We start from the raw sequence: 22137 nt of genomic DNA, 5'->3' as shown, positions 1-22137 counted from the left end.
TCGGCACAGCGCTGGGATGAACGTGCAAACGGCCACCGCCGCAAAAGAATTGAACACGTGTCGACTGTCACTGGTCATCTCTCCATGCAGGCCACAACGCGTGGATATGCAAATGATGCGTTCCGCTACGGTGAAGCGCCCAGGGTAGAGAGGAGTATTTCAAATGGCTAGGAAAACTATTGAAGACCTGTTTGTCCATGAGTTGTCCGATATTTACAGTGCCGAGAAACAGATCACGCGCGCCTGCCGCGCATGGCACGAGCAGCTACCAACCCACTCTTGGTTGAGGCCTTCAACGCTCAATTAGAAGAAACCCAAGGGCAAATCGAACGTATCGATCAGCTTGTCGAGTTGACCGGGTTGAAGCTCAAACGCATGAAATGCGTGGTCATGGAAGGACTGGTCGAGGAATCCAAAGAGCTGCTCGAGGAGATCGAAAAAGGCGCAGTGCTTGATGCGGGATTGATCGGTGCAACGCAGAAAGTTGAGCATTATGAGATTGCCAGTTACGGCACCTGATTGCCATGGCCAAGCATTTGAATCTAATGGACGCAGCCGATCTGCTTGCCGCAACGCTGGCCGAAGAAAAAGCGACGGATGAGAAGTTGACGAAGATCGCCGAGCAAGGCGGCAATCAAGCGGCAACGATGGAATCCAAATAAAATTTTGACGAGCGAACTAGAAAGACGTTGTAACGACAACGTCGTCTGGTTTTTCTTAATTTTCGCTTCACTGTATGTGGTTGATGCAAGGCTCCGGAACCTGTGGTCGAAAGATCGAACGTGGTCTCCGCCAGAAAAAAAGCCGGCTAAGCAATGTTGTTCCCTGCCGAGGTGTGGTACATCCTCTCGCTCGGCCATGCTTATTAATAATGTCTGAAAGCGCGTATATGAATGGTGGCCTCTACGAAGAAGCGTTGGCGCAGCGCGGCAATCTTGAGATATTCTAACTACCATCCAAAAAAATCCCGCACATAGTGCGGGCAATGAGGAGTTTTACCGTAAGCCTGGCATGGCTTAGCATGACCTGCATATGCATAATTTTATGATTCTTTTTGCTGACTAGGGTTCGCTTAACTTTTTCGTGTGTGGGAATTATTGACGAACGGTATTGAGCTGTTGCTCAAGCATGATTCTTCTCCATTCAGTCACCGGGTCGCTCAAACTACTTCTAGAGATTCGGATAATCATCAAGTTTAAGGCTAAGAGCGCCTTCGCCTTCGCCTTCGCCTTCGCCTTCGTCCTCGGGCTCGCCCTTAGGCGTACGTATCACCACGGATTCGGCATCTGCACGCATTTGCTCGAGCTCTTTTTGAAAAGCCTGGTCTTGAACTGTGGGTTTGCTGGTGTACGGTTTTCGCTCTGGTTCAGGCTTGGCTGCATAAGTCGTTAACGCGTCTGGATCGTGCTGCAGCTTTTCTTGGACTTGCAATTCCAACATCGCACGGAGGGAGTTTTTATCAGGACGGGTAAGCATTTTTTACTCCTGGCTGGCGGTCAGCTATCGGCTCATAGGCAAGGGGATAGTTAGGGAGATCTAACCTTAACACCCACCGCCTGCGGTGTAAGGCGGTATGAAAGAAATAGAGAAAACTGGATGCAGGTCTCAGCGAATGTTACGCACCTACCCCTGTTTCGCGAGACCGATTATCAACAAGCAGTAACTATTTGCAGTTACCTGCCTTTCGATATCCTGCCGCCTGAGCCTCAGATTCTGACGTGAAGGAGACCTGGTTTTTTCAGACACCTGCCCATAACTCGGACACCCTACGCAGAGGTGATACAACTGACTCTTCCGGTTGCCGATGATAAAGGCTATCCCGTTCGCGCTTGCCAGGATTGATTGGACTTGTGCTTGCGAAGGCCGAACTGGAATGGCGCTGACTACGTCATCACCAACTGCCTTGTACCTTTGAGTCCATTGATGGTCACCGGTAACGAAAGGATTGGAATGCCCCATGATCGCTGCAATGCGCCTATTACGCTCTTTTTCCCAAGCTGAAACCGGGTGCTGCTTGTCCCAGGTCATCAGTAGCTGTTGCTGCTGACGAGACATGCTCAGTTTATATCGGTCGAACATGTAGAAGGTCGTCCGTGCGACTAACCCTTTGACCTCATCACGTGGTTCCGCAGCGTTGAGTAAAATCCACGCGCGTCTTGCATTGCCCATATTGGGGCGCAACCCCGGAGGCCATGCCGTAGTTGAAATTGCTGCGGTCACTATTTACCTCACCTACCGATGGGTAGAGGTTGAAAAGGTCTGCCTCCATCGCGCGGAATACCAGATCATCGTCCACGCAATGCTCGCGACCACCGTTCTGCCAGCATTGCCGTTGGTGACCGAATGTCCAGGCAGGAGCTATGTGATCCCACTCAGTGCGCTGCGATCGAGTCTCTTGTTTTCTCGCCTTAAGTCCACAAGACTCAGCATCGATACAACCACCCGATTTACCAACCCAAGTCCATTGGCAGCCGCAATACAACTCGCCAAAGGCACTGTTCGCTTGGTCGAGCTAGACCTTTTGCTTGGCGATGACTTTGGCTTCGGAAAAAGTCGATGGCGGGCTTGAGAAGGCGAGGGTAATTACGGAGAGGGCTAGCGCTACTATGAAAGCAGTTTTTTCATTGGACAGCTTAAGAAATTAGGAGAGAGCCCATTATACGCACGATTTCAAGGCATCCCTGGGAACCAGCGGCAGGATGTCCCCAACGAGCCGGTAGTTGGATCAAACAAAGAGACCCTCTGCTGGCGACCATGAGTTGCTATCCGACTCGCGATTATGAGCCCTTTCGATAGGACAAGGCAGCGCGTGTTACGGAGAATTCTGGGTAAAAAATACAAAGCCGCAGACATCCGTCGAGTCCAGCCTGCTGGTTGAGTTTGGAGCTGCGGCCAAGGATCTGCTGGCTGAGCCCCATCGATCCGCTTCTTGAGCTGTTCTGATGGAAAGGGCCGGGCACTCGGTCTAGGTTTCACTTTTCCGTAGAGCAATTCAGGTATCAAGCAACATTGAGGTCTGCTGCTTCCACGACTCCAAAAAGTCTATGTGATGAGATTTGCTTCTACTGAGCAGGAGCATGCTGGGGCAATGGCTATTTCAGACCCATTGAGTTCGGGCTTCTGAACGGTAGACTTTAATCCGCGATCGACCTGCAGGTTTGGCTCGGTAAAGTGCTTCATCCGCATGGCGCAAAAGCGAATGGACGTCTCGTCCGGCCTCCGGGCAAAACGCAATGCCAATGGATGATGACGTGTGAATTCAGATTTCACATACGGCCCAAGGATTCACACAATCGCTTGGCTACCAGGATCGCTTGGGTTTCATCTGTATCAGGCAGGAATACGACGAATTCGTCCCACCGATTCGCCCGAACAGATCATTCTCCCGCAAGCAATGACGCGTTCTCCCCGCGAATGCGATCAGGAGCTCATCGCCTATCTCATGCCCCAGCTCATCGTTGATCTTTTTGAATCGATCAAGATCCATGTAGATAAGGGCTGACGAAGACGGAGTTACCGGGAGCTTCGTTGCTAGTTCAAGCTTGGAGGAAATCAGATCCAGGATTCCGCGCCGGTTTGGGATTCCCGTCAGGGCATCCATATGAGCCAGGCATTTGAATCGTTCTTCGCTCACCTGCAAGGCCGTTTCGGCTAGCTTGCGCTCTGTAATGTTCCGGCTGACGATGATCAGACAATACCGAGTGTCGTCAGCATTAAAGGAGGGAGTCTTAATCACTTCCCATGTGTTGAATCGACCATCCAGTCCCATGAATGACTTCTCAATCACGGTGGCCGACCGGTTCCGCCAAGCAAGGGCGTCGGTCTCGATATTTCGCAAGAACCCGTCGGCGAATTTCGGCCGGAGAGTGAGCAATTCCTCATCCGTGATGCCCAAATAATCGAACCCGGTCATCTCGTGGCGGCAAGAGCAGTTTGGTTGCAAAAAAGCCACCGACCTTCACCATCCTTCACGACGATGAACTCCTGGACAGAATCCAAGAGAGATAGGAAGTCGACGTGGTCGGGATTAAGGGGCATGACAGGGTGTCACCAATCAGGACAGGATCTTCGTTGACAGGCTATCGACTGATCTCATAACAGCTGTACACCGGCTGTCGAAGCATCACCACTGAGGTATGGAGGCACGCCCTTCATATGAGACTTCGCTATTGCATCTGAACGCTTCTGGTGAAGCGTGGATGTCGCCCGGTTCAGAACTTCCGTAGGCACAGTACCGGATCGTGCTCGAGCGCTCATGCCCTAGTGAGTAGGTATGTTCGCCATCCGCTTTCCAACGATGGCCGCGCATTTCGCTCTGGCCTGTTTTCCCGCGTGCGCCAGGAGTTAGTAGACCGCTTTGGTGGGATGACGGCATTCACGGGTACCTGTCGAAGGGCTATGGGATGCACCTGACGGGGGCAAAGGAGCGACGCTCTAATCATCTATGAGGTCATGGTCAAGATCGTGGATCGTGCATGGTGGGAAAGTTACAAAACCGAGCTAGAGAAACGTTTCGCCCAAGAGGAGCTGGTGATCAGGGTGACAACAATTGATGTAATTTGACGACCAACTGCTACTTTTTGAGCACAGTACAAAACCCATCATGTGGTAACCGCCACGCTTTAAGCTCTACCCATTTGCCGTCAAACGCTCAATGAGCAATTATAGGAACCGTCGATGAGCCTGCCCTCTCAGATGCACCCCCATGGACTTCCGTGACTCCGATGGGGATGGCTCTGGCTTGGCTTTTGCCAGCCGCGATGTATCGGCCTCGCATTGCTTAAAGACGTACAAGTCCCACTATGAAGGTGAGCAATGCCTTGGACGCATTCGAGCTGGACAGCCTATGTCTGCCTGCGCTTCTTACGAAATATTACGAACGCCACCCCGCCACCCAGCACCGCCGCAGTGACAGCTAGTAATGCTGGACTGGTGTGCTGAGCTTTGCGCCAGCCACCTTCGACACTCCGTACGCCGCTCGGTGGCGAGAAGAGGTTGCCAGAGGATGTAGCTGAAGTCGGACTCCGGTTTATCCCCTTTCGCGTAAGCCATCCGGAGATAGAGGTAAGTCCAGGTACGAGGAACGGTGCCAAACGAGCAACGTACGCAGCGGCTCCAACCGTCGTGGTAGCTCGCGGCTTTATCGCGCATGCAACCATCGCCTGGGCAACCAGTTCAGGGTTATATACTGGTGGGGGCGGCTTCAACGCGTGTCCAGTGTAGTTACCCCCATCGCGGAAGCCTGGTGTATCCATCACGGCCGGATAGATATCGCATACGTGGATGTCAGTAAACTCAGTAAGCTCTCCGCGAAGAGCCTCAGTTAGACCCCGCAGACCGAATTTACTTGCCGAATATGCGACGGCGTAGGGCTGCGCCACCCAGCTGCCTATAGACATTGTGTTGATGAGTGTCCCGCTTTTCTGAGCCTTGAAGTAGGGCATCGCAACATAGGCGCCGCGTAGATAACCCATCAAATCCGTTTGCAATACTCGCTCATGAGCTTCGAGGGGCGTGTCCTCGAAGGTACCCACCGCACCAATGCCTGCATTGTTAATCCAAATGTCAATCCGCCCATTCCCGAACGCTGCGGCGCGCGTCGCAAGCTCTATCATCTCCTCACTACTGGTCACGTCCGTGGCCACCGCCACAGCGTCAGTACCACAGTCCGTGCATTCATCCAAAACTTCAAAGAGGGCTTCTTCGTCACGGGCGGCTAGGACAAGTCGCGCACCTTTGCAGGCAAAAGCCTTCGCTGTGGCTCGACCAATGCCACTCGAAGCGCCAGTTATGACAACCAGCTTTCCCCGCAACGGCCCCGTTTGATGTTTTTTCGGCCCGGTCGAAGCAACGTTGGGTTTCGACGGGTCGGGTGAGTCGGTTTTTACCGTGGCCAGCTGCAAGGACTCACCACTGACAAGTGTCAAAGAAAGGTGTGAAATCGTCCCAGCGATACGGTCTGGGAAAATCGGCGTCCCTGCCGGATCCCGATCGTCGTAGATAAATTTTTGACCCTCGAGCCAGCCGACTGCGGGCGGTAAATCCGGCGTGAGGTAATACTGTCCATCCAAGAAAAATCCAGTGAATGGGTGCGTATCACCTAATAGCTCTACCGAGTATCGCTCTCCGCTTTTCATACCTGTAGCTGGATCAATCATCAGGGCGGCCTCCTCTAGCTGGTTTGCTGTTGACGACGGTGTAGTAAATATTGTTCCGTCGAATTGCCTGAGCGGCTAGGGCAGCCGTCGTCCCATTTTCGAGACGAGTAGTGACTTCCGTCATTCCTGGCAGGAACGCTCGTCTGTTTTGGGTGGTGGTGAAATGGCGGGCCCTTTCACTTAGAAAAATCTCTATGAACTTTCCTAAAGAACTCGCTTCCTTATTAAAATAGGAGCGAAGGCACATTCGCGCCTACCTACCCAGAGGAATTCGTCATGGTACGTGGAAGCAAAGACAAATACTCCGATGAGCAAAAGCGCAAAGCTGAGCACATTGAGGAGAGCTACGAGCACAAGGGCACGTCAAAAGATGAGGCGGAAGCTCGGGCGTGGGCAACGGTGAATAAGCAGTCAGGAGGGGGTGAAAAGGCTGGCGGCTCGGGTAGAAAAACGTCGCACTCGACGAAGGAACAGGCCAAATCTGACTCGGGCAAAAGAGCTGCGCAAACACGCAGTGGCCATGAGCGTAACTCCGAAGCTTCTCTTGAAACGCAGAGCAAGGAAAGCCTCATGAGTGAGGCCCGTACTGGCGATATTCCTGGACGTTCGAAAATGAACAAAGCTGAGTTGGTAGAAGCGCTTAAAGCTAAGTGATCGCATGATCAACATGACCATAGCGAAATACACAGCTAAGTTTCTGCTTGATCGCGATGTGTGTTCATAAGGTAGGCGCTGGAGGTCAGATGAATGTGTTTCCGGCGTAGAACTACGGATTTTCTAACGCATTAGTGGTGCCCGTTGGCTTAACTCTCTTTGTCGATGGTCTCTGGCTGGGGAGCCAGAAAAAATGCTGGGCGAGGGCGGGTATGCCCGTTATGACGAATCCACTGCGCAGCGTCTGCTGAACCTGAGTAAAAATTGGATGAGGAGCCCGTGGGAGGATCACGAACATTCTTGAAGCCAGTGAAAACAGGCGGATTTTGAAGATCAGATCACTGTTCCTTTAGGGACATTAAATCAACACCGTGGGAAAAAAGCGATGAAGCAATCTCACCGTAAAAATCTAACTTGGGTTTTGGTCGGCGCCGCAGGCCTATGTACAGTTGCCGGTTATCGAAGTTATCGCCGCTTGGCTCGTACGCCGGCGCTGAGTGAAAAAAGCCTGCAGCTCGGCATAAACGGCCAGTACATACAGGCTGGGCCTTGGCGTATGTTTACCCGCAGCGTTGGCGATATAGGTTCGCCAGTCGTGGTATTGGTACACGGTTTGGTCATTTCCAGTCGTTATATGGAGCCTTTGGCGTTGGCATTGGCGGGAAATGGTTATCGTGTGCTGGCCCCCGATATGCCCGGGTATGGCGAGAGCGTCGTCGGATCACCTCGCAGCTCCCTGAGTATCGAAAGCCTCAGTGACGCACTGTTTATGTGGCTGACCGCGATGAATGTTGGCAAGGCTTCCTTTATCGGTAATTCCTTCGGCTGCCAAGTGTTGACTATGCTCGCGGTGCGCCATCCTGCAGTCGTTGATCGTCTTGTATTGCAGGGGCTAACTGTCAATCCGGATGCGCGAAATCTCTTCACTCAGATAAGCCGCGCCGTTCTCAACGGCCGTCGCGAGCGCCAGAGATCGAGTGCAGACATCGGCCGTGTCGATTATGCCAAAGCCGGCCCTTGGCGCGCTTTGACCAGCATGTACAGACTGATTCGAGACAGAGTCGAAACCCGTCTGCCCTCAATCCAGTCACCGTGTCTGATCCTGCAAGGCACTCGCGATCCGGTAGTTCCAACTCCGTGGGCGCAACGAGCATGCGATTTGTTGCCAAACGGCCAATTTCGGCTGCTTGAGGGCGCCACTCACACCATGAACTACGTGTACCCCTTCAGTTTCGCCCAAGCAGTGGCAGACTTTTTGGGCGAAGAAAATCATTCCGGGAGAATCGATAAATGAGTCGGCCCCCACGGGGTATCGCCCGTTTTGATTCCGCTGCGGCGATGGTTCAGGCCTTGGCGGCTGCGCTGCATGATAAGGCCTTCACCAGCCCGAGCCAGTCAACTGTTATGGACAGGTTGATGCTTATCCTCAATGCATTGCCAAGCAAATCCCGAGAGTTGATTTATGCTTTCGGTGGAATGGCTGAAGGCATAGGGGAAGGACAGGCGCGACGATTGGATATCGAGGCCGTCAGCGAGTGGGTAGCCGGGCAATACCCTGATCGACAGTACCCCGCTGCGTTTATTGGTTCCTCGAACGGCGCCATGATTCATCTGGCAGCTGCAATGAAAGTCCCTTGGCTGCCGCAGACCTTCTTATGCCCTGTACGAGCATTCGGGAACGATCCAGACGACGCCCAGCGAGCTTTCCAAGAAGGACTGGGCACCGTGGCCAACTTACTCGAGGCGGATGCGCGAATTGCAGTGCATCACATGCATGATCCGAATCAGGATCGTCTGATGCTCCAACAAATGACGTACTTTCGAATCAAGTTGCAGCGTTTGCCGCTTGCTTACCGGGAATTCCTTTTGCGCAATCTGCCGCAAGGCGCCACGCTCTATGTGAACCGTTGCAATCGACAATGGCCAGTGACGCGTACGGGCAAGCGCTCAATCTTTCAGTTTGGGGCCACAGGCGGCGCGACCGAGGCGGAATACTTTAGTGGCTCACTTCGCATCGCCGACTATTTGGCGCGGTACAACATACCTCGCACACATTGGGAACCTCCGAAGACGACCGAACTTGCGCCTGAGGCAGAGTGGGGTTTCGACCCTGCGTTGCTCGAAGATCTCAAAGAGCTGGCTGAGCAACGTCAATGGCATCTTGTAGAAATCAGCTATGTAGAACCTGAGGCTTTAAGCATTCCGACGGCCGAAATTTACCGGCAATGGTATGGCGAGCAAGGTGTTGAGGCCAAGCGTCTGCTGGTCGGCAGCTTTTTGCTCTGTGACCCTCATACGACCTTGAGCCTCAGAGCCATCCCGCTATGGCTGCTTTTCGGCGTAGAGCCCTCCGCTGAGCTACTTGAGCGCTACCTTGCGCAAGCAGCAGGGCTCGAGGAGGTCGATTTGATGTTGTTTTCGCATGGCACTGAAGGGGTGGGTTTAGCCACAATGGAGCGCTGGCGGCAGGCGCTAGGTCGAGCAAAAGCACAGGCTCGGCTTATAGGCGTTGACCCTCGACGCTATCCTCGGGACTTCGCCACCTTCACTCGTTTCGCTAAGGATCTACAGCGGCTGAAGCCCCGTTTTGATCCGCCTCCACCGATGAACCTCGATTTTTTCGAGCAGGCACTGCAGCGTCACGGTGAGGCATGGGGGATCAAGCTTCAGACGCTTAGTGGTAACGAGCCGTGATCTGGATGGTGTACCTGCTTACCTTTGCAGGCGCCGCGATCCTGCTACTGTACCTTTCGGGCCTCATGGCGATTTATTGGTTGCAAGGACGGCTGATTTATCCGGGGGAAGGAACAACTCGGGCTCACCCGCTCGATTTCGATCCGCGCTTTGTCTGGGCGTCTGTGGTTACTGCCGATGGTCTCGGGCTTGCGTGCAGATATTGTCCTCCGGTACCCGACTCGCAGCTATGCATTTTGCTGCTACATGGCAATGGAGAGGATTTGCGTAAGCGGTCAGCAATCGCGGAACGGCTCGCCGACGAAGGCTACGGGGTTCTGCAGGTTGAGTACCGTGGATTCGCAGGTAACCCTGGTCGGCCGAGTGAGCAAGGCCTTTACTCCGACGGCAGAGCAGCGTTGAAGTTACTGGAAAGCACAGGACGGCCCGTCGTAATTCATGGCTACTCCCTCGGCAGTGGGGTGGCGGTGCAGCTGGCTACTGAAACACAATGCGCTGGCCTTATCTTGGAAGCACCGTTCACCTCCATCGTAGCTGTTGCTAAAGCACGTCTTTTCTGGTTGCCCGCAGAGCGGCTGACCCGCGATCGTTACGATAACCTGTCGAAGATTGGTCGAGTTCGTGCACCGTTACTGATTTACGGCGGAGATGAAGACTTGGTGATTCCACCCGCTCATTTCGGGCAACTTCATGCTGCAGCAAATAGCCATTCCGAAGTCATCCTGATCCCAGGAATAGGACATGTCGGCGTTTGGGAGGGTGGTGGTGAGCGGCACGTACTGGAGTTTCTGCGTAAAGTCGCAAACCAGAGCTAACGCGCAGGATCTAAAAACCGCTGTGGGTGATCTGCCAGGGGCGCTTTGCTGCTGTCGTACCTCCCAAACAATTTGTAGCGGTTCAGCGCAATCCTGTCGTAAGCCCAGTCACGAAATATACCCGGTACGAATCGAGCCAAGCTGAGCCACGGCCACGGAGTTGGAAGGCGATTCATAATCTCAAACATCGCGTCTGAACGTATGAAAATTCGGTCATTGGCGATCAGTACGATGGTTTTAAAGCGATCGGTGGGTAGTCCTGCCCCTCCAGCAACTGCTGTCCCTGAGAAGATTGCACCGTCGCTAGGCGAATGTGATGTAGACGGTCATGGCGGATGATAAATCTCGCCCAGCCGTTGCACAGTTTGCAGGTGCCGTCGAACAGTACGACGGTCTCACCGACATTCAAAATCGGAGCGGGTGAAGTAAGCCGATCACTCATAGCCAGTGCTCCGTAAGTCCGCCCAAAAAGAAAAACCAACGCTATGCGACCCGGAGCACGACTTTGCCGTGAACATGCTCATTGGCTATGAAATCCAGAGCATCGGCGGCTTCGGTTAGATCAAAGACCTTTTGAATCCGTACGATGACCTGACTCGCCTCGATCAGCCCGGCTATTTCAGCGAGTTCTTTACCATCAGGACGGGCCGTGAACCGCGTGCCGGTTTTTCCCTTGGCTTGGGGATGATGCGCATCAGGCATTGTGAGGGTAGATACTAACCGTCCGCCATCGCCCAGCACTTGCCATGACCGGGTCTGGGTGTCGCCGCCGATAAGATCGATAACCAGATCAAAGTCACTGCAAATATCCTCGAATTTTTCTTTCTTGTAGTCGATTGCTCGGTCTACGCCCAATTGTTCAAGAAACGGCAGGCTTTCTGTAGACGCTGTCGCATACACTTGCGCGCCTTTCACCCGAGCGAACTGCACAGCGAAGTGACCGACACCTCCCGTACCCCCATGGATGAGTACTTTTTGGCCCTGTTCCAATTGTCCATGTTCGACTAGCGCTTGCCACGCCGTGTGGGCTGCCAATGGAATGCCCGCCGCAGGCCGCCAATCCAGTGAGGTGGGGACGATTGCCAAGTGCGCTGCCGGAACTCGGGTGTATTGAGCATATCCGCCGTCCGCACCGATCATTGCAAATACTCGATCACCTGGGCGAAACTCATCCACATCCCGGCCTACTGATTCAACCACGCCCGCGACTTCACGGCCCATCGTAAGAGGAAGTTTGTCTTGCTTGACCTCGGGATACTCGCCTTGCCTGATTTTGAAGTCGACGGGATTGACGCCAGCCGCCATGTTTCTTACCAGTACTTCATTGGGGGCGGGGTTGGGGATGTCGACGTCTCTTACGACCATGACTTCCGGGCCGCCAAAAGTTTCGATTCGTATGGCTTTCATGGGAGAACTCCTGTTGATGCTTCATTCATCGCGTTTGAGTTTGCCTTTGATCCGTCCTGCTTCATGCAGTCGAACGCGGCGAAGGCGCTGATCGCGTCCGATAGTGGTTCTCGCAGAGTCAAAAGTTTTGCCGGGTCGACTTTCCCCGCAAGAGTCAGCTCGTTCAATGTGGCGCTCTGGGGCTTGACGACGCTAGCAACGCCCCTATGGACGTGCATCGACCAATGCTCTATGCACGGCGTCCTGCCGCGAATAGATTGCAAGTCCGTGCATAACTTGTTGACGTGGAAATGCGCACACAGAGCGTCTGTCAGCCGCTGAATCTTCGTCGTGGAAGAATCGTTGAGCCTCCTGTTGCCACCACCCTGAAACGCTACTGCTATCATGGTCTGCCTCACAAACCTATTGATTCTTAGATGGAGGAGTTTGTGCTGCATTTGGTTTAGCGGGTTTGATGCCCAGCTGACGGACGGTATGGGGCACGTTTAAAGCTGAATCTCTTCCCGAGCCAAGCCGATCGATCCTTCTCATAAGTCTGCTGCATCTGTAACGATGACTTGATTGTTCCTTTGCCTTGTCCGAATTGTGGTCGAAGCGACGTCGGAGCCCCAGCACCAGGCATCTGGCACAAACCTAGCTAGGCGATTTGAAAAACTCATCGACGGCGGCCCCACTATCGTCGTAGAAAACGGTCTGTACCTCCGTACCGGTATGCATGAAGCAAGAATCGAGGAAGATGACATCATGCAAGCTGCTCGCCTCTCTCAATGCATCGAAACTGTGGATCAAATCAAGTTCGCCATCATCGAGCGTAACGGTCAGATTTCGATTATCACGAAGTGACAATCATCGTTCAATAAGCGTTAAACCACCTAACGGCAGCAGGATTCAAGGATACGTATATTGCGAAGCTGGATACACGCCTGGCGTACTTAACGTCGAGCAACATGTGCGTGGGGTATGGGCTGCCGGCAGTGCGAAACACTGATCCAGGCCCAAGTACCGCCGCAGGTGATCGAAAAGGGTATCCCCCACTGCCGGCCCGCTGGCGCACGTGATGGTGGGCAAGTTCGCCGACCACTTGCCGCTCTATCGACAGGAAAATATCTTCGGCCGTACAGGCCTGGCCATCCCGCGCTCGACACTGGCGCAGTGGGTCGGACAGACCGGCATGCAGCTTCAGCCACTGGTCGATGCGCTGCGCGAAACAGTGCTGGCCCAGCGCGTAGTCCACGCCGATGAAACGCCGGTACAAATGCTGGCTCCAGGCGAGAAGAATACTCACCGCGCTTATGTCTGGGCTTACAGCACCACGCCATTTTCCGAGCTCACGGCAGTGGTCTACGACTTCAGCCCCAGCCGTGCCGGCGAACACACTCGTAACTTCCTGGGCCCGTGGAAAGGCAAGTTGGTCTGTGACGGCTTCGCCGGGTACAAGGCCAGCTTCCAGTTGGGTATCACAGAAATCGGCTGCATGGCCCACGCCCGCCGCAAATTCTTCGACCTGCACGCGGCGAACAAAAGCCAGTTGGCGGAGCAGGCCTTGCACTCAATCGGTGGCCTGTACGAGGTCGAGCGACACGCCCCGGAAATGGGCGATGAAGATCGCTGGCGACTACGACAGGAACCACAGGTCTCCATCGCTGAGAAATTGCATGGGTGGATTGGCTCAACGCGAACTTGTGCCCGAGGGTTCGCGGCCAAGACCCTGGATACAGCCATAAACGCTGGGCAGCGCTCACGCGCTACCTGGAAGATGGTGCTGTGCACATCGACAACAACCAGCTCAAGAACTTGATCCGGCCGTGGGCGCTTGGGCGATCGAACTGATTGTTTGCCGGGTCGCTGCGCAGCGGCAAGCGGGCGGCGGCGATCATGGGCCTGATCCAGCCAGCGCGCATCAACCGGCATTATCCGTATGCTTATCTCAAGGACGCGCTCACGCGGCTGCCGACGCAGCGGGCCAGTGAGATTGAGGCACTGGTTCCACAGCAATGGATGCCAGCCTGACTGTGCCCGCATCTTCGCTGATCGCTGCTGACAGAAATGTAATTATTTTCTTGCAACGGCGGCCTTCCATAGCAGGTCAATTTTAGGTCTCTTCGAGTAAAAAGGCCCGATGGGACTTCAGAATCGACCAACGATATTGGAGATTTTTATGAACGCCAACTTTGAAGCATGCATCTCAGAATGCACGAAGTGTGCTCTAACCTGTGAGGCCTGTGCCTCTGCCTGTCTGGACGAGCAGGACGTCCAAATGATGGCAAAATGTATTCAGCTGGATAGGGACTGCGCGGATATGTGCAGGCTTGCCGCCGCGTTGATGGCACGTGGAAGTCCATTTGCAGCTGAGTTTTGTGAGCTATGCGCAAAAGTCTGTCGCGCCTGCGCTGATGAGTGCGGCAAGCATGACGCGGATCATTGCCATAACTGCTCAAAGGCTTGCATAGCGTGCGCGGGCGCGTGTGAAAAAATGGCCGCTTAAAATAACAGAGGATTGCGAGGTGTCCGACGCCGAAATGTTGGACACCATCCCGCTTATTGATGGGGTCTGGAAGGTGACTTTGCCGAACACTTACTACTGATCGTGCACGTTCATGCTTGCAGACTGGTTCGAATTTGATCGCCGCCGGACGCTGTAAGTCATCCCGTAACTCTCTCTTTTACCCTGCGATCGGGTGGCGCTCTCATACTTCGGATCCCCTTCTGTCGCACCACGTATAAGATGATGAAACTCGCGTCCCCGATCTTTCTCGAATTAAGACGCACTCTAGGGTGCATTGACTAAGTGAGGTACACGAACATGGCTACGGTTAGAAAAAATCCTGCCGCAAGCGCTCCGGTAGAGAGTGAGTTGAAACAAGCTCTACCTGACACCACGGGCTCACCATTTCAGTCGGCGACTGAGGGGGACTTGGTCGACGATGATAGTGAGATGATAGGTGCGCCCAACGCTCCGACTGCCATAAGCGAAAACGATATTCGCCAGCGTGCCTACGAATTGTGGGAGTCAAGCGGTAGGCGAGCAGGCTCCGAAGATGATTTTTGGTATCAGGCTAGAGAGGAGCTACAGGCAGCATTTCAACGGGGCGAATAACAATCGTAATGCCAACTAAATCGCGGATCGCTAACCTGGCAATGCGTAGTCCGATTAGGCCATGTTGATCCGCTTTTCCCTGAGCCTTGTTTTGCCAGAGGGTTGGCAGCGACTTGCCCCTTTAGCCGGACAGCTGAACCATTACAGAAAATGCGAAAAGGCCCGCTGAACGGGCCAGACTTATGTGGAGTATTTTCGATCGCTTAACAAAGTACATGCTTCGATGTTAATCGAGGCTCCCTAGCCACATAGTGATGGCTCAAGCATTATGACTTTAGCCCGCCTGCAACTTGACTTTGATCCAGCCTTGTTTGTGTCGGTTCGAAAGCTTCAAAAGCGCTGACTGCATCCCTAACCGGTTCATCATGGGTGAGTATCTTGGCGGGATCGAACTTACCTGCCAATGTCAGCTGAATCAGCTTTGGAATGTACTTGCGATGATGACAATTGCCCATGTTTATGCGGATGTTCTTGTTCATCGCCGCGCATATTGGGAAGCTATCAAAAATCGGCGGGTAGACACCGATAATCGATAGCACACCAGCCTTTGCCAAGCCTTGAACGCCCCAATTGCAATGCCTGCGCGGGAGCATCTCCTGGTTGCCACTGCACTTCGCTATGAGAGTGTCCGCAATGACTGTGATTTGCGTCAATTCCCACGGCGTCGATCGCGCAATTCACTCCGATCTCGCCTGTCTGGCGAGACAAGACTTGAATGGGATCCTCTTTTTCAAAATTGATACATTCCGCACCCAAATGTCTCGCGCGTTCGAGTCGATCCGTCAGCCCATCGATCGCGAACACGCGCGATGCGCCCATTAGTCGAGCGTTGATGATCGCGAACAATCCGACGGGGCCGCAACCGAAGACGGCGACCGTTGACCCATCCTTGATTTCTGCCATTTCAGCCCCGAACCAGGCCGTTGGGAGATATCCGACATAGCAATCGCTTGATCATCCGTAACTGCTTGGGGCAGCCTTATCAGGCCGATATTGGCGTAGGGAATACGTGCCTTTTCGGCTAAGCCATTGAATGGCCCTGTCGATTTGGGGCCGCCGAAAAAGGCTGTACCTGCGGTTTTGCCGTTGGGGTTGGCCGTATCGCATTGCGAGTAATACCCGCCCTGCAATATGAGCAGTTACCACATGCGATGGTGGAAGGAATGATTACCCGATCACCCACCTCAAGGTTGCGTACGTCGTCACCCAGGGCCTCCACAATACCCACCCCTTCATGGCCCAGTATTGTTCCAGGTTGCATGTCCGGGAAGCTGCCTCTGATGAAGTGAAGATCGGTACCGCATATGGCCGACGTGGTGATTCGCACGATGGCGTCCGTCGGTGATTCGATGACAGGGTCTGGGACATCCTCAAGCCGGATATCACCCACACCGTGGAAAACAACAGCTTTCATGGCGAATATCCTCGTTTTGTTTATAGGTAGAGTTTTCGAGGATCAGCTCAGCGAGATCGTTTAATGAATGCACAATTGCACTGACCAACGGCGGGAAACTGCCGTTCGTCAAAACGGTGGCACTTGAATTCGGTGCTTTAATCTTACGCCAGAGGCCTATGGCAAAGGAGAGTATGAAATGAATGACAAATTACCCGCCGCCGAGTCACAAAAGTGCGGAGCCAACTTAAACGACAGCAAAGCCGGAAAAGGGGTCAACAATGGTTCCCCAAATGTCCCACCAATCCCCAACGACCAAGCTCCTATAGAGGTGGATACGACCGAAGTGGAGGCCTGCACCTCTGTGGCGACGCAGCGACAGGCGTCCGAAAGGCCAAGCCGAATCGATGATCCCGATGTTGACCCCAAGATGAACGATCTCGTAGAGGGTGATAAGGAGCATCGCGGAGTTCCATCCGACAATCCGGAATCAGGCGCTTGAATTCGCTTTAAGTCCTTTGCAACTCTGAGGGTGAGCTTCCGGAAAAACTCCGCCCGAGCACTCCATAGACGCTGCTGCAGGTCTCGTATCCTTATTGTATTGTTCGGGATCGTTGTGTTAGGCCCGTCGCGATGCAGGCTTTCTAAGAGCTAAGTTTCAAACGGCGGCCGTTGTTGCAAACGTCTAGGGTAATGGCTTCTTTCGCATATTCAAGCGTCATTCGATGGGATTAAACACATACCTTCGTGCTGTTGATGAGGGAGAGTCCCATGGTCACGGCGCCTAGGCCTTAGGCGATAGGAGGGCGTAGGGCATTCTGCGTCGGATATATGCCCAGATAGCGGCGCTGAAGCGCGTCGCCGGATCAAGCCATGGCCGGCCGATGCTTGCATTCCGAACCGGCGCGTCGAGATAGGGAGCGTATGCCATCGCTATAGGATTGACATCAGTTTTTGGCTGTTTGTGGGTGCCCGCTTCGGCGCATAGGGCGTTGGACAGGCTGGATCATAGGTGACTCGCGACAGATGAAATGTCCGGAGCGTGGCTACGCAGGCACATTGCATGGTACTGAGACAAGAAGACACACGACGTTGGCCGATTCCGAGACTTACCGACAATTCCCAGCCTGACTGTAATGCGGTAAATTTTTAGCCGCATTTGTAGTCAATTGTTCTGACATTGACAAGTGAGGAAGTGGCTATGTGTGAGGGAGTAGAGATCAAAGTCATCAGTGGTGACCCCAAAAACGTGAAAGCCTATTTTTCCGATCCAGGGTCAGCTTTGCCGGTGGTGTTAGAGGACGGGACAGATTTGGGGTGGGTAGCATGGGGGCGACGGAGCGATCAGTCTGGCCGTAGCCCGGAGGGTGGTTGGATTGACGAACGAGAGCTCAAACATAATTGTAGTGACGTCCCACGCTACCAGCCGGCAATAGGATTGGTAGATCGTTACATGGCATATGATATTGACCGTGCGCCGCATTGGTTTTATGTCGGGCCTGGACGATCACTCAAATGCGTGGTGGTGACTGAGGACTTCGAGCAACGAGTTTATCTGGTCACGACTAGGCCACCGGCTGAATATTTTTGGATACGTGATCGTTGGCCGACATTTGCACATCAACCGGGTAATCCGGACGAGCAACGCTAAGAAGCCGTGTATTGCCCGGTTCGAGGATCAGTAACCTATATCGACCGAGCGTCGTTTTTTCGGACACGTATAAGTCAGATTAGATAACTGAAAGACACGGGTAGCGAAGCCCTGATAATTTCTGTTCAAAACTCCAAGAGAAGTTAACGTACTTCCATTTCTGGTGATTAGACAGGCAGCTGCCATAGTTAATTTACGTTGATCTATCCCATTTCATATATTTCATAGTTAGCAAAGTCAGTCCCGCGCCGAGGCCCGCGAGTGCTACATCTTTTTGCGCGTCCCAGAAATCGTTTTGGGAACCGACGAGACCGGTTTGGTTGTTGCCTAGATATGCGCCGCCAATCCATTCCAGCAATTCATAAACAGCCGACGAACTTATGATCAAATTCCAAGCGATAAAGGAGATGTAACCAGGTGTCAGGCCCATCTTTTTCGTTATTTCCCACAAGGGCAGGATCATCAGTAATCCGTAACTCAGGTGGGCAAAGTGATCAAATTGATTGCGCTGCCATCCCATGAGCCCGTCAAGATTGAGGTTAAAGATATTAATGAGCCAGAGATTATAAGGCACCTCTGGGTAACTGTAATGAGTTCCCGCTTGGTGAATGATCAAAAACAACATCATTGCCCACCAAGCTCCGCGCGAAAGCTCTGGCCGGCGGCGCTTGTACCACAGCAAGCCTATAAGCAGCACCACCAAAAGATTTTCCGCGAGCCAGGTTTTGCGGTCGAGGGGGGCGATACCCATTGCCACGAACACAAGGCTGAATCCCCAAAGCGCTCGGTTAACAAACGCTGGACTTGCGGTAGGGCTCATGGATCCTCCTTATCGTTCGTTATCATTGCATTAGAACAGTTCAAACTTAGGCTTTTTCCAGGGGCAAGGGTCAGGCGGCGGCCGGCGCAGAAAATGTCAACAGGGCTGGCTTCTTCCGCGAGCTTAAGCGTCAGTCGACGGGATTGAAGAGAAACCTGCATATGTTGGCCGCGAAAGCGGAATCCCAGGGTCACGCCGTCTAGGGCCGCAGGGATGGAAGGGCGCAGGTGAAGGGTGTCCGGCATCGGAAATATGCCCAGATAGTGCCGCTGCAGCACGTCGATGGCTCCGCCCATAGCTGCCAGATGCACGCCCTCAAGCGTTCCGCTATCGGATGGCGCATCAAGGTCGGTGCGCAGGCAATCCCGAAAGAATTTCCATGAGGTTTCGGGTTGTAACTGTGCAAGCGCGCCGGCGCAAATGACTTTCGACAGGCTGGATTCATGGGTGATTCGCGCCAGATGAAATTCCACGGTGCGCTGCATTTCAGACTCATCGAACGGATAGCCCATCGCTTCGCACAGTCGTTTTAGCTCTGGGGCAGGGAACAGGTAGAACAATGTCAGCACATCGGCCTGTTTGGTCAGTCCATAACGATCGGTAGAGTCATCGCGCGCCTCCAGCAACCAGTCCAGACGCGGATCACTTCCCTTCTCCCAATTAGGTACTGAGGCAAGCAATTGCTCATAACCGTCGAACTGATTCAGCACGCCATCGGGCAGGAAGGGCAGATATATCCGTTGGGCGATCCGGCTCCAAGCCTCGGGCTCGGCTCTATCAACCTGCAGGCGCTGCATCAGAGTCGTTCGTTGATCTCTGGGCAGGTACTCAAGCATGCAATGAGTCTGGAACAATACCCATGCGGCCATCATGTTGGTGTAAGCGTTATTGTCTAGTCCGGGTTGCGGATTGCCGGGATAGCTGTTGTGGTATTCATCCGGCCCGATGACGCCACGAATCATGTAGCGGCCGGTTACTAGGTCTTCAGCGACCCTGCTCGCCCAAAATCGCGCTACTTCGATCATCAGTTCGGCTCCCACGCGCGCGAACCAGTCCAAATTTCCGGTAATTTGAAAGTGCTGCCAGACGTCATAGACTACAGCGCTGCCGATGTGACGCTGCAGACATGTGGGATCTTTCATCCAGCGGCCGGAAAGCGGATTCAGGCGAAACGGAGGCGTTTGCTCGGTTCCGTCGCGAGCGCTGCGCCAAGGGAACATCGCGCCCTCAAAACCTGCTTCATTAGCGCTTCGTTTCGCTGCGCCGAGGCGGCGATAGCGGTAATCAAGCAGCCGCTCGCTAACCTTGCTGAATTGGCTGGCAAGAAAGGGAAACGCAAACATTTCATCCCAGAAAATCTGGGCGAAATAACCCTCCTGCCAACCCCGCGAAGGAAATCCCTGATCGGCATTGTCCTGCGCGATAGGGCTGTTTTGCAGCACGTGCCACATCCCCAGGCGAAGCGGCATGGATAACGAGGCATCGTTCAGTTTGAGGCCGATATGGGCCCAGATCGCTTTCCATCGTTGCTCATGTTCACCACGCAAAACAGCGTAAGTAATCTTAGGTAGAAGCTGTGTGATCGAGGCGAACGGTTGCGGTATTTCCCTGTTCAGGAGGACTCGAACACGTTTTTCAATGACCCAACATGAATGGCCAGCCGACGAGCAGGCCTGTTGAGTCAGTCGCTTCTGCGACACTGCGGTTGACCAATGCATGGATGGATGAGCGATCAACTGACAAGCTACCGCTACTTGCTCGCCGGACTCGGGTAGACGAGCGAGCAGCGCTGCGAAGCCATCCTCATTATGAACGACATTTTCTATTTCAAGACGTTTGCCTTCATAGGCCTGATCACGCTCGATCAGACGGTTAGTGGTGTCCCCGTCCAGCAATGAGTGCACGACGAACTGATCCAGTGCATCGTCCGATTGGATCTCCCAGCGTAGAATTGTGAGGGTTGGATCGGCCAGACTTACGAAGCGCTCCTCTTTTAGTTCCAAGCGATTGTCGCCGAGTCGCAGCTGTAGATCTCGTCTCAGAACAGAGGTCTCCAGATCCAGATACTGCCGATAGCTCGTTACTGATCCTTCAACCCATTGCTCGCCATCAGCGGAGAAAATGAGACCGGATGGATCGGGAAGGTTAACCAGTGAATCGATTCGTACCATTCGGCCGTTGACCATACGTTGCGCATTATCATACCAACCCGCCCTATATAGACCCGCGTAATGCTTGGTTTCTGCGCCTATGAACGCTGCTTCAGGAGCACTAGCGCGCCAGGCCACCACGCCATTGCCGAGGGTCAGTAACGCTTCGCGGCGGCGCTCATCCCCAGCATCATAATGATCAAAGACGATCTCAACCATGAAGCCGTCTCACTCGAGGCTCAATAGCACGGGCGTGTTCATCGACGCGATCGGCAGCAGCGTAGGATGGCTGCGAGCCGTATCTGGTAACGGCGATATCGGACGCAGCAACGGCCCGACAGGCTGCCTGTAAGGGGGCGAAGCCTTGGAGCAGCGAAATCGCCAGCACACCGGTAAAGGCGTCTCCTGCGCCAGTGCTGTCAACGACGGGAACATTGCCGGAGGGAATCTGATACGTACCTTCCGCATGGGCCATAACCGCGCCACCATTTCTGAGCTTGATGCAGGCGATGCGTACACCTCGAGCGAAAAGCTGCGAGGCGGCTTGAGTCGCTTCCTCCAGCGAATCAGCCTTGGCGCCCAACAGAATGGAAGCTTCCTCGCTATTTGGCGTGATTGCAGTCAGTTCGTCGAGCCAAGCAGGGTCGACACGCTCGGGAAAGGAAGGGTCGAGTACCACAGGAATACCGAGAACCTTGGCGCGAGCAATAGCCTGACTCGTAACCATGGGGTCAATCTCAGCATCAATAACCAAACATGCGGGGCGCGGCGAGTTATCTATACACGTCAATACCTGTTTGATCGACGTTTCGTTCCAGCTATCGTTGGCGTTCGCCGCCAGTACTATCTGCTTTTTACCTTCAGGAGGCACGATGATCATCGACACAGCGGTCGAGCTATCTGTCGCCCGGGAAACACCATCGATGTTCACCCCGGCCTGACCAAGGGATTGGAGCACCTGGGTCGCTAGGTCGTCATCGCCAACCCTGCCCAGGAGATGACTGTTCAGACCGAACAGCGAACCCAGATAAGCCGTGTTGGCTGCCTTTCCCCCGCAAAGGCGCAAGAAATCATGCGCTAGTAGCGTTTCTGCGCTTCCAGGTTCGTGATCAACCTTCACTTGGAAGTCGGCATTGATGCTGCCCAACGAAATCAGAACGGCTGCCATTGGATCTCAGCTCCATTTAGCGATCTGTATTGAAGACCGATGATGTTGCCGTAGGTTCTTGGTAATAGACGGAGTGCTCTGCCAAGTTAGTGTTTGTTCCAAACCGACCGTCCCAATCGTTGAACTCCGG

15 protein-coding genes and 6 pseudogenes are annotated in these 22137 nt (G+C 53.7%); 11 read left to right on the top strand and 10 right to left on the bottom strand.

The genetic code is table 11. The features are described from left to right. Positions 1 to 163: 163 nt before the first annotated feature. Positions 164 to 662, top strand: a pseudogene (locus EL257_RS17770) (ferritin-like domain-containing protein). 508 nt (positions 663 to 1170) lie between these two features. Here EL257_RS17770 and EL257_RS17765 read toward each other — a convergent pair. From EL257_RS17765 to EL257_RS17745, 4 genes and pseudogenes are all read right to left on the bottom strand, one after another. Beyond that, positions 1171 to 1476 (bottom strand): hypothetical protein, encoded by a 306-nt coding sequence (locus EL257_RS17765; RefSeq protein WP_126364812.1) that lies wholly within the window; start codon positions 1474 to 1476, stop codon positions 1171 to 1173. 187 nt (positions 1477 to 1663) lie between these two features. Further along, positions 1664 to 2482 (bottom strand): annotated as a pseudogene (locus tag EL257_RS17760) (endonuclease). Positions 2483 to 3097: 615 nt separating this feature from the next. Then, positions 3098 to 3769 (bottom strand): annotated as a pseudogene (locus tag EL257_RS28085) (diguanylate cyclase domain-containing protein). Positions 3770 to 4844: 1075 nt separating this feature from the next. Next, the gene (locus EL257_RS17745) at positions 4845 to 6158 is read right to left on the bottom strand and encodes an SDR family oxidoreductase (RefSeq protein WP_126364810.1); all 1314 of its coding nucleotides are present in this window, start codon (positions 6156 to 6158) and stop codon (positions 4845 to 4847) included. 276 nt (positions 6159 to 6434) lie between these two features. Here EL257_RS17745 and EL257_RS17740 point away from each other — a divergent pair, with 276 nt between their 5' ends. From EL257_RS17740 to EL257_RS17725, 4 genes are all read left to right on the top strand, one after another. After that, a complete protein-coding gene (locus EL257_RS17740; protein WP_126364808.1) occupies positions 6435 to 6812 on the top strand; it encodes a termination factor Rho in 378 nt (125 codons plus the stop codon). A 385-nt stretch (positions 6813 to 7197) separates the two neighbouring features. Next, complete coding sequence (locus EL257_RS17735) at positions 7198 to 8106, top strand: alpha/beta fold hydrolase (protein WP_126364806.1); 909 nt, start codon at positions 7198 to 7200, stop codon at positions 8104 to 8106. Beyond that, entirely contained in the window at positions 8103 to 9506 is a 1404-nt protein-coding gene (locus tag EL257_RS17730; protein ID WP_126364804.1) for a hypothetical protein, read from the top strand. The genes EL257_RS17735 and EL257_RS17730 overlap by 4 nt, the downstream gene beginning before the upstream one ends. Before the next feature lie 5 nt (positions 9507 to 9511). Further along, positions 9512 to 10321, top strand: coding sequence for an alpha/beta hydrolase (locus EL257_RS17725; RefSeq protein ID WP_126368172.1), 810 nt, complete (start codon positions 9512 to 9514; stop codon positions 10319 to 10321). On the opposite strand, the pseudogene EL257_RS17720 reads toward EL257_RS17725, so the two are convergent. Both EL257_RS17720 and EL257_RS17715 read right to left on the bottom strand, forming a co-directional pair. Beyond that, positions 10318 to 10763: pseudogene (locus EL257_RS17720) on the bottom strand (thiol-disulfide oxidoreductase DCC family protein). The gene EL257_RS17725 and the pseudogene EL257_RS17720 overlap by 4 nt on opposite strands. 41 nt (positions 10764 to 10804) lie before the next feature. Next, on the bottom strand, positions 10805 to 11728 hold the full coding sequence (locus EL257_RS17715) for an NADP-dependent oxidoreductase (protein ID WP_126364802.1): 924 nt from the start codon (positions 11726 to 11728) through the stop codon (positions 10805 to 10807). 585 nt (positions 11729 to 12313) lie between these two features. On the opposite strand from EL257_RS17715, the gene EL257_RS28285 reads away from it, so the two are divergent. From EL257_RS28285 to EL257_RS28470, 5 genes and pseudogenes are all read left to right on the top strand, one after another. Further along, positions 12314 to 12571 (top strand): YetF domain-containing protein, encoded by a 258-nt coding sequence (locus EL257_RS28285; RefSeq protein ID WP_331852549.1) that lies wholly within the window; start codon positions 12314 to 12316, stop codon positions 12569 to 12571. Between the two features lie 214 nt (positions 12572 to 12785). Continuing rightward, positions 12786 to 13558, top strand: a pseudogene (gene tnpC, locus EL257_RS17705) (IS66 family transposase). Continuing rightward, positions 13559 to 13738 (top strand): transposase domain-containing protein, encoded by a 180-nt coding sequence (locus EL257_RS28075; RefSeq protein WP_232013031.1) that lies wholly within the window; start codon positions 13559 to 13561, stop codon positions 13736 to 13738. A gap of 148 nt (positions 13739 to 13886) precedes the next feature. Further along, positions 13887 to 14213 (top strand): four-helix bundle copper-binding protein, encoded by a 327-nt coding sequence (locus EL257_RS17700; RefSeq protein ID WP_126364798.1) that lies wholly within the window; start codon positions 13887 to 13889, stop codon positions 14211 to 14213. A gap of 318 nt (positions 14214 to 14531) precedes the next feature. Further along, the gene (locus EL257_RS28470) at positions 14532 to 14825 is read left to right on the top strand and encodes a DUF2934 domain-containing protein (RefSeq protein WP_197722573.1); all 294 of its coding nucleotides are present in this window, start codon (positions 14532 to 14534) and stop codon (positions 14823 to 14825) included. Positions 14826 to 15099: 274 nt separating this feature from the next. Here the strand turns inward: EL257_RS28470 and EL257_RS17690 are convergent. Continuing rightward, positions 15100 to 16239: pseudogene (locus EL257_RS17690) on the bottom strand (zinc-dependent alcohol dehydrogenase). A gap of 178 nt (positions 16240 to 16417) precedes the next feature. Between EL257_RS17690 and EL257_RS17685 the strand changes: the two are divergent. Beyond that, positions 16418 to 16720, top strand: a complete 303-nt coding sequence (locus EL257_RS17685) for a hypothetical protein (RefSeq protein WP_126364796.1) — start codon at positions 16418 to 16420, stop codon at positions 16718 to 16720. A gap of 1342 nt (positions 16721 to 18062) precedes the next feature. Here EL257_RS17685 and EL257_RS17680 read toward each other — a convergent pair. The 3 genes from EL257_RS17680 to EL257_RS17670 are packed head-to-tail and all read right to left on the bottom strand — an operon-like array spanning position 18063 to position 22007. Beyond that, the gene (locus EL257_RS17680; RefSeq protein ID WP_126364794.1) at positions 18063 to 18689 is read right to left on the bottom strand and encodes a DUF2238 domain-containing protein; all 627 of its coding nucleotides are present in this window, start codon (positions 18687 to 18689) and stop codon (positions 18063 to 18065) included. After that, positions 18686 to 21058: a glycosyl hydrolase family 65 protein gene (locus EL257_RS17675; protein ID WP_126364792.1), complete on the bottom strand. Its 2373-nt coding sequence runs from the start codon at positions 21056 to 21058 to the stop codon at positions 18686 to 18688. Before EL257_RS17675 ends, EL257_RS17680 begins: the two co-directional genes overlap by 4 nt. Continuing rightward, entirely contained in the window at positions 21051 to 22007 is a 957-nt protein-coding gene (locus tag EL257_RS17670) for a PfkB family carbohydrate kinase (RefSeq protein ID WP_126364790.1), read from the bottom strand. The genes EL257_RS17675 and EL257_RS17670 overlap by 8 nt, the downstream gene beginning before the upstream one ends. Between the last annotated feature and the right edge of the window lie 130 nt (positions 22008 to 22137).

Origin of the sequence: Pseudomonas fluorescens, assembly GCF_900636825.1 — a bacterium.
GTDB classification, from domain to species: domain Bacteria; phylum Pseudomonadota; class Gammaproteobacteria; order Pseudomonadales; family Pseudomonadaceae; genus Aquipseudomonas; species Aquipseudomonas fluorescens_BG.
Note: the sequence above shows the minus strand (reverse complement) of the source record. Positions and strands in the feature narration are given on the sequence as shown.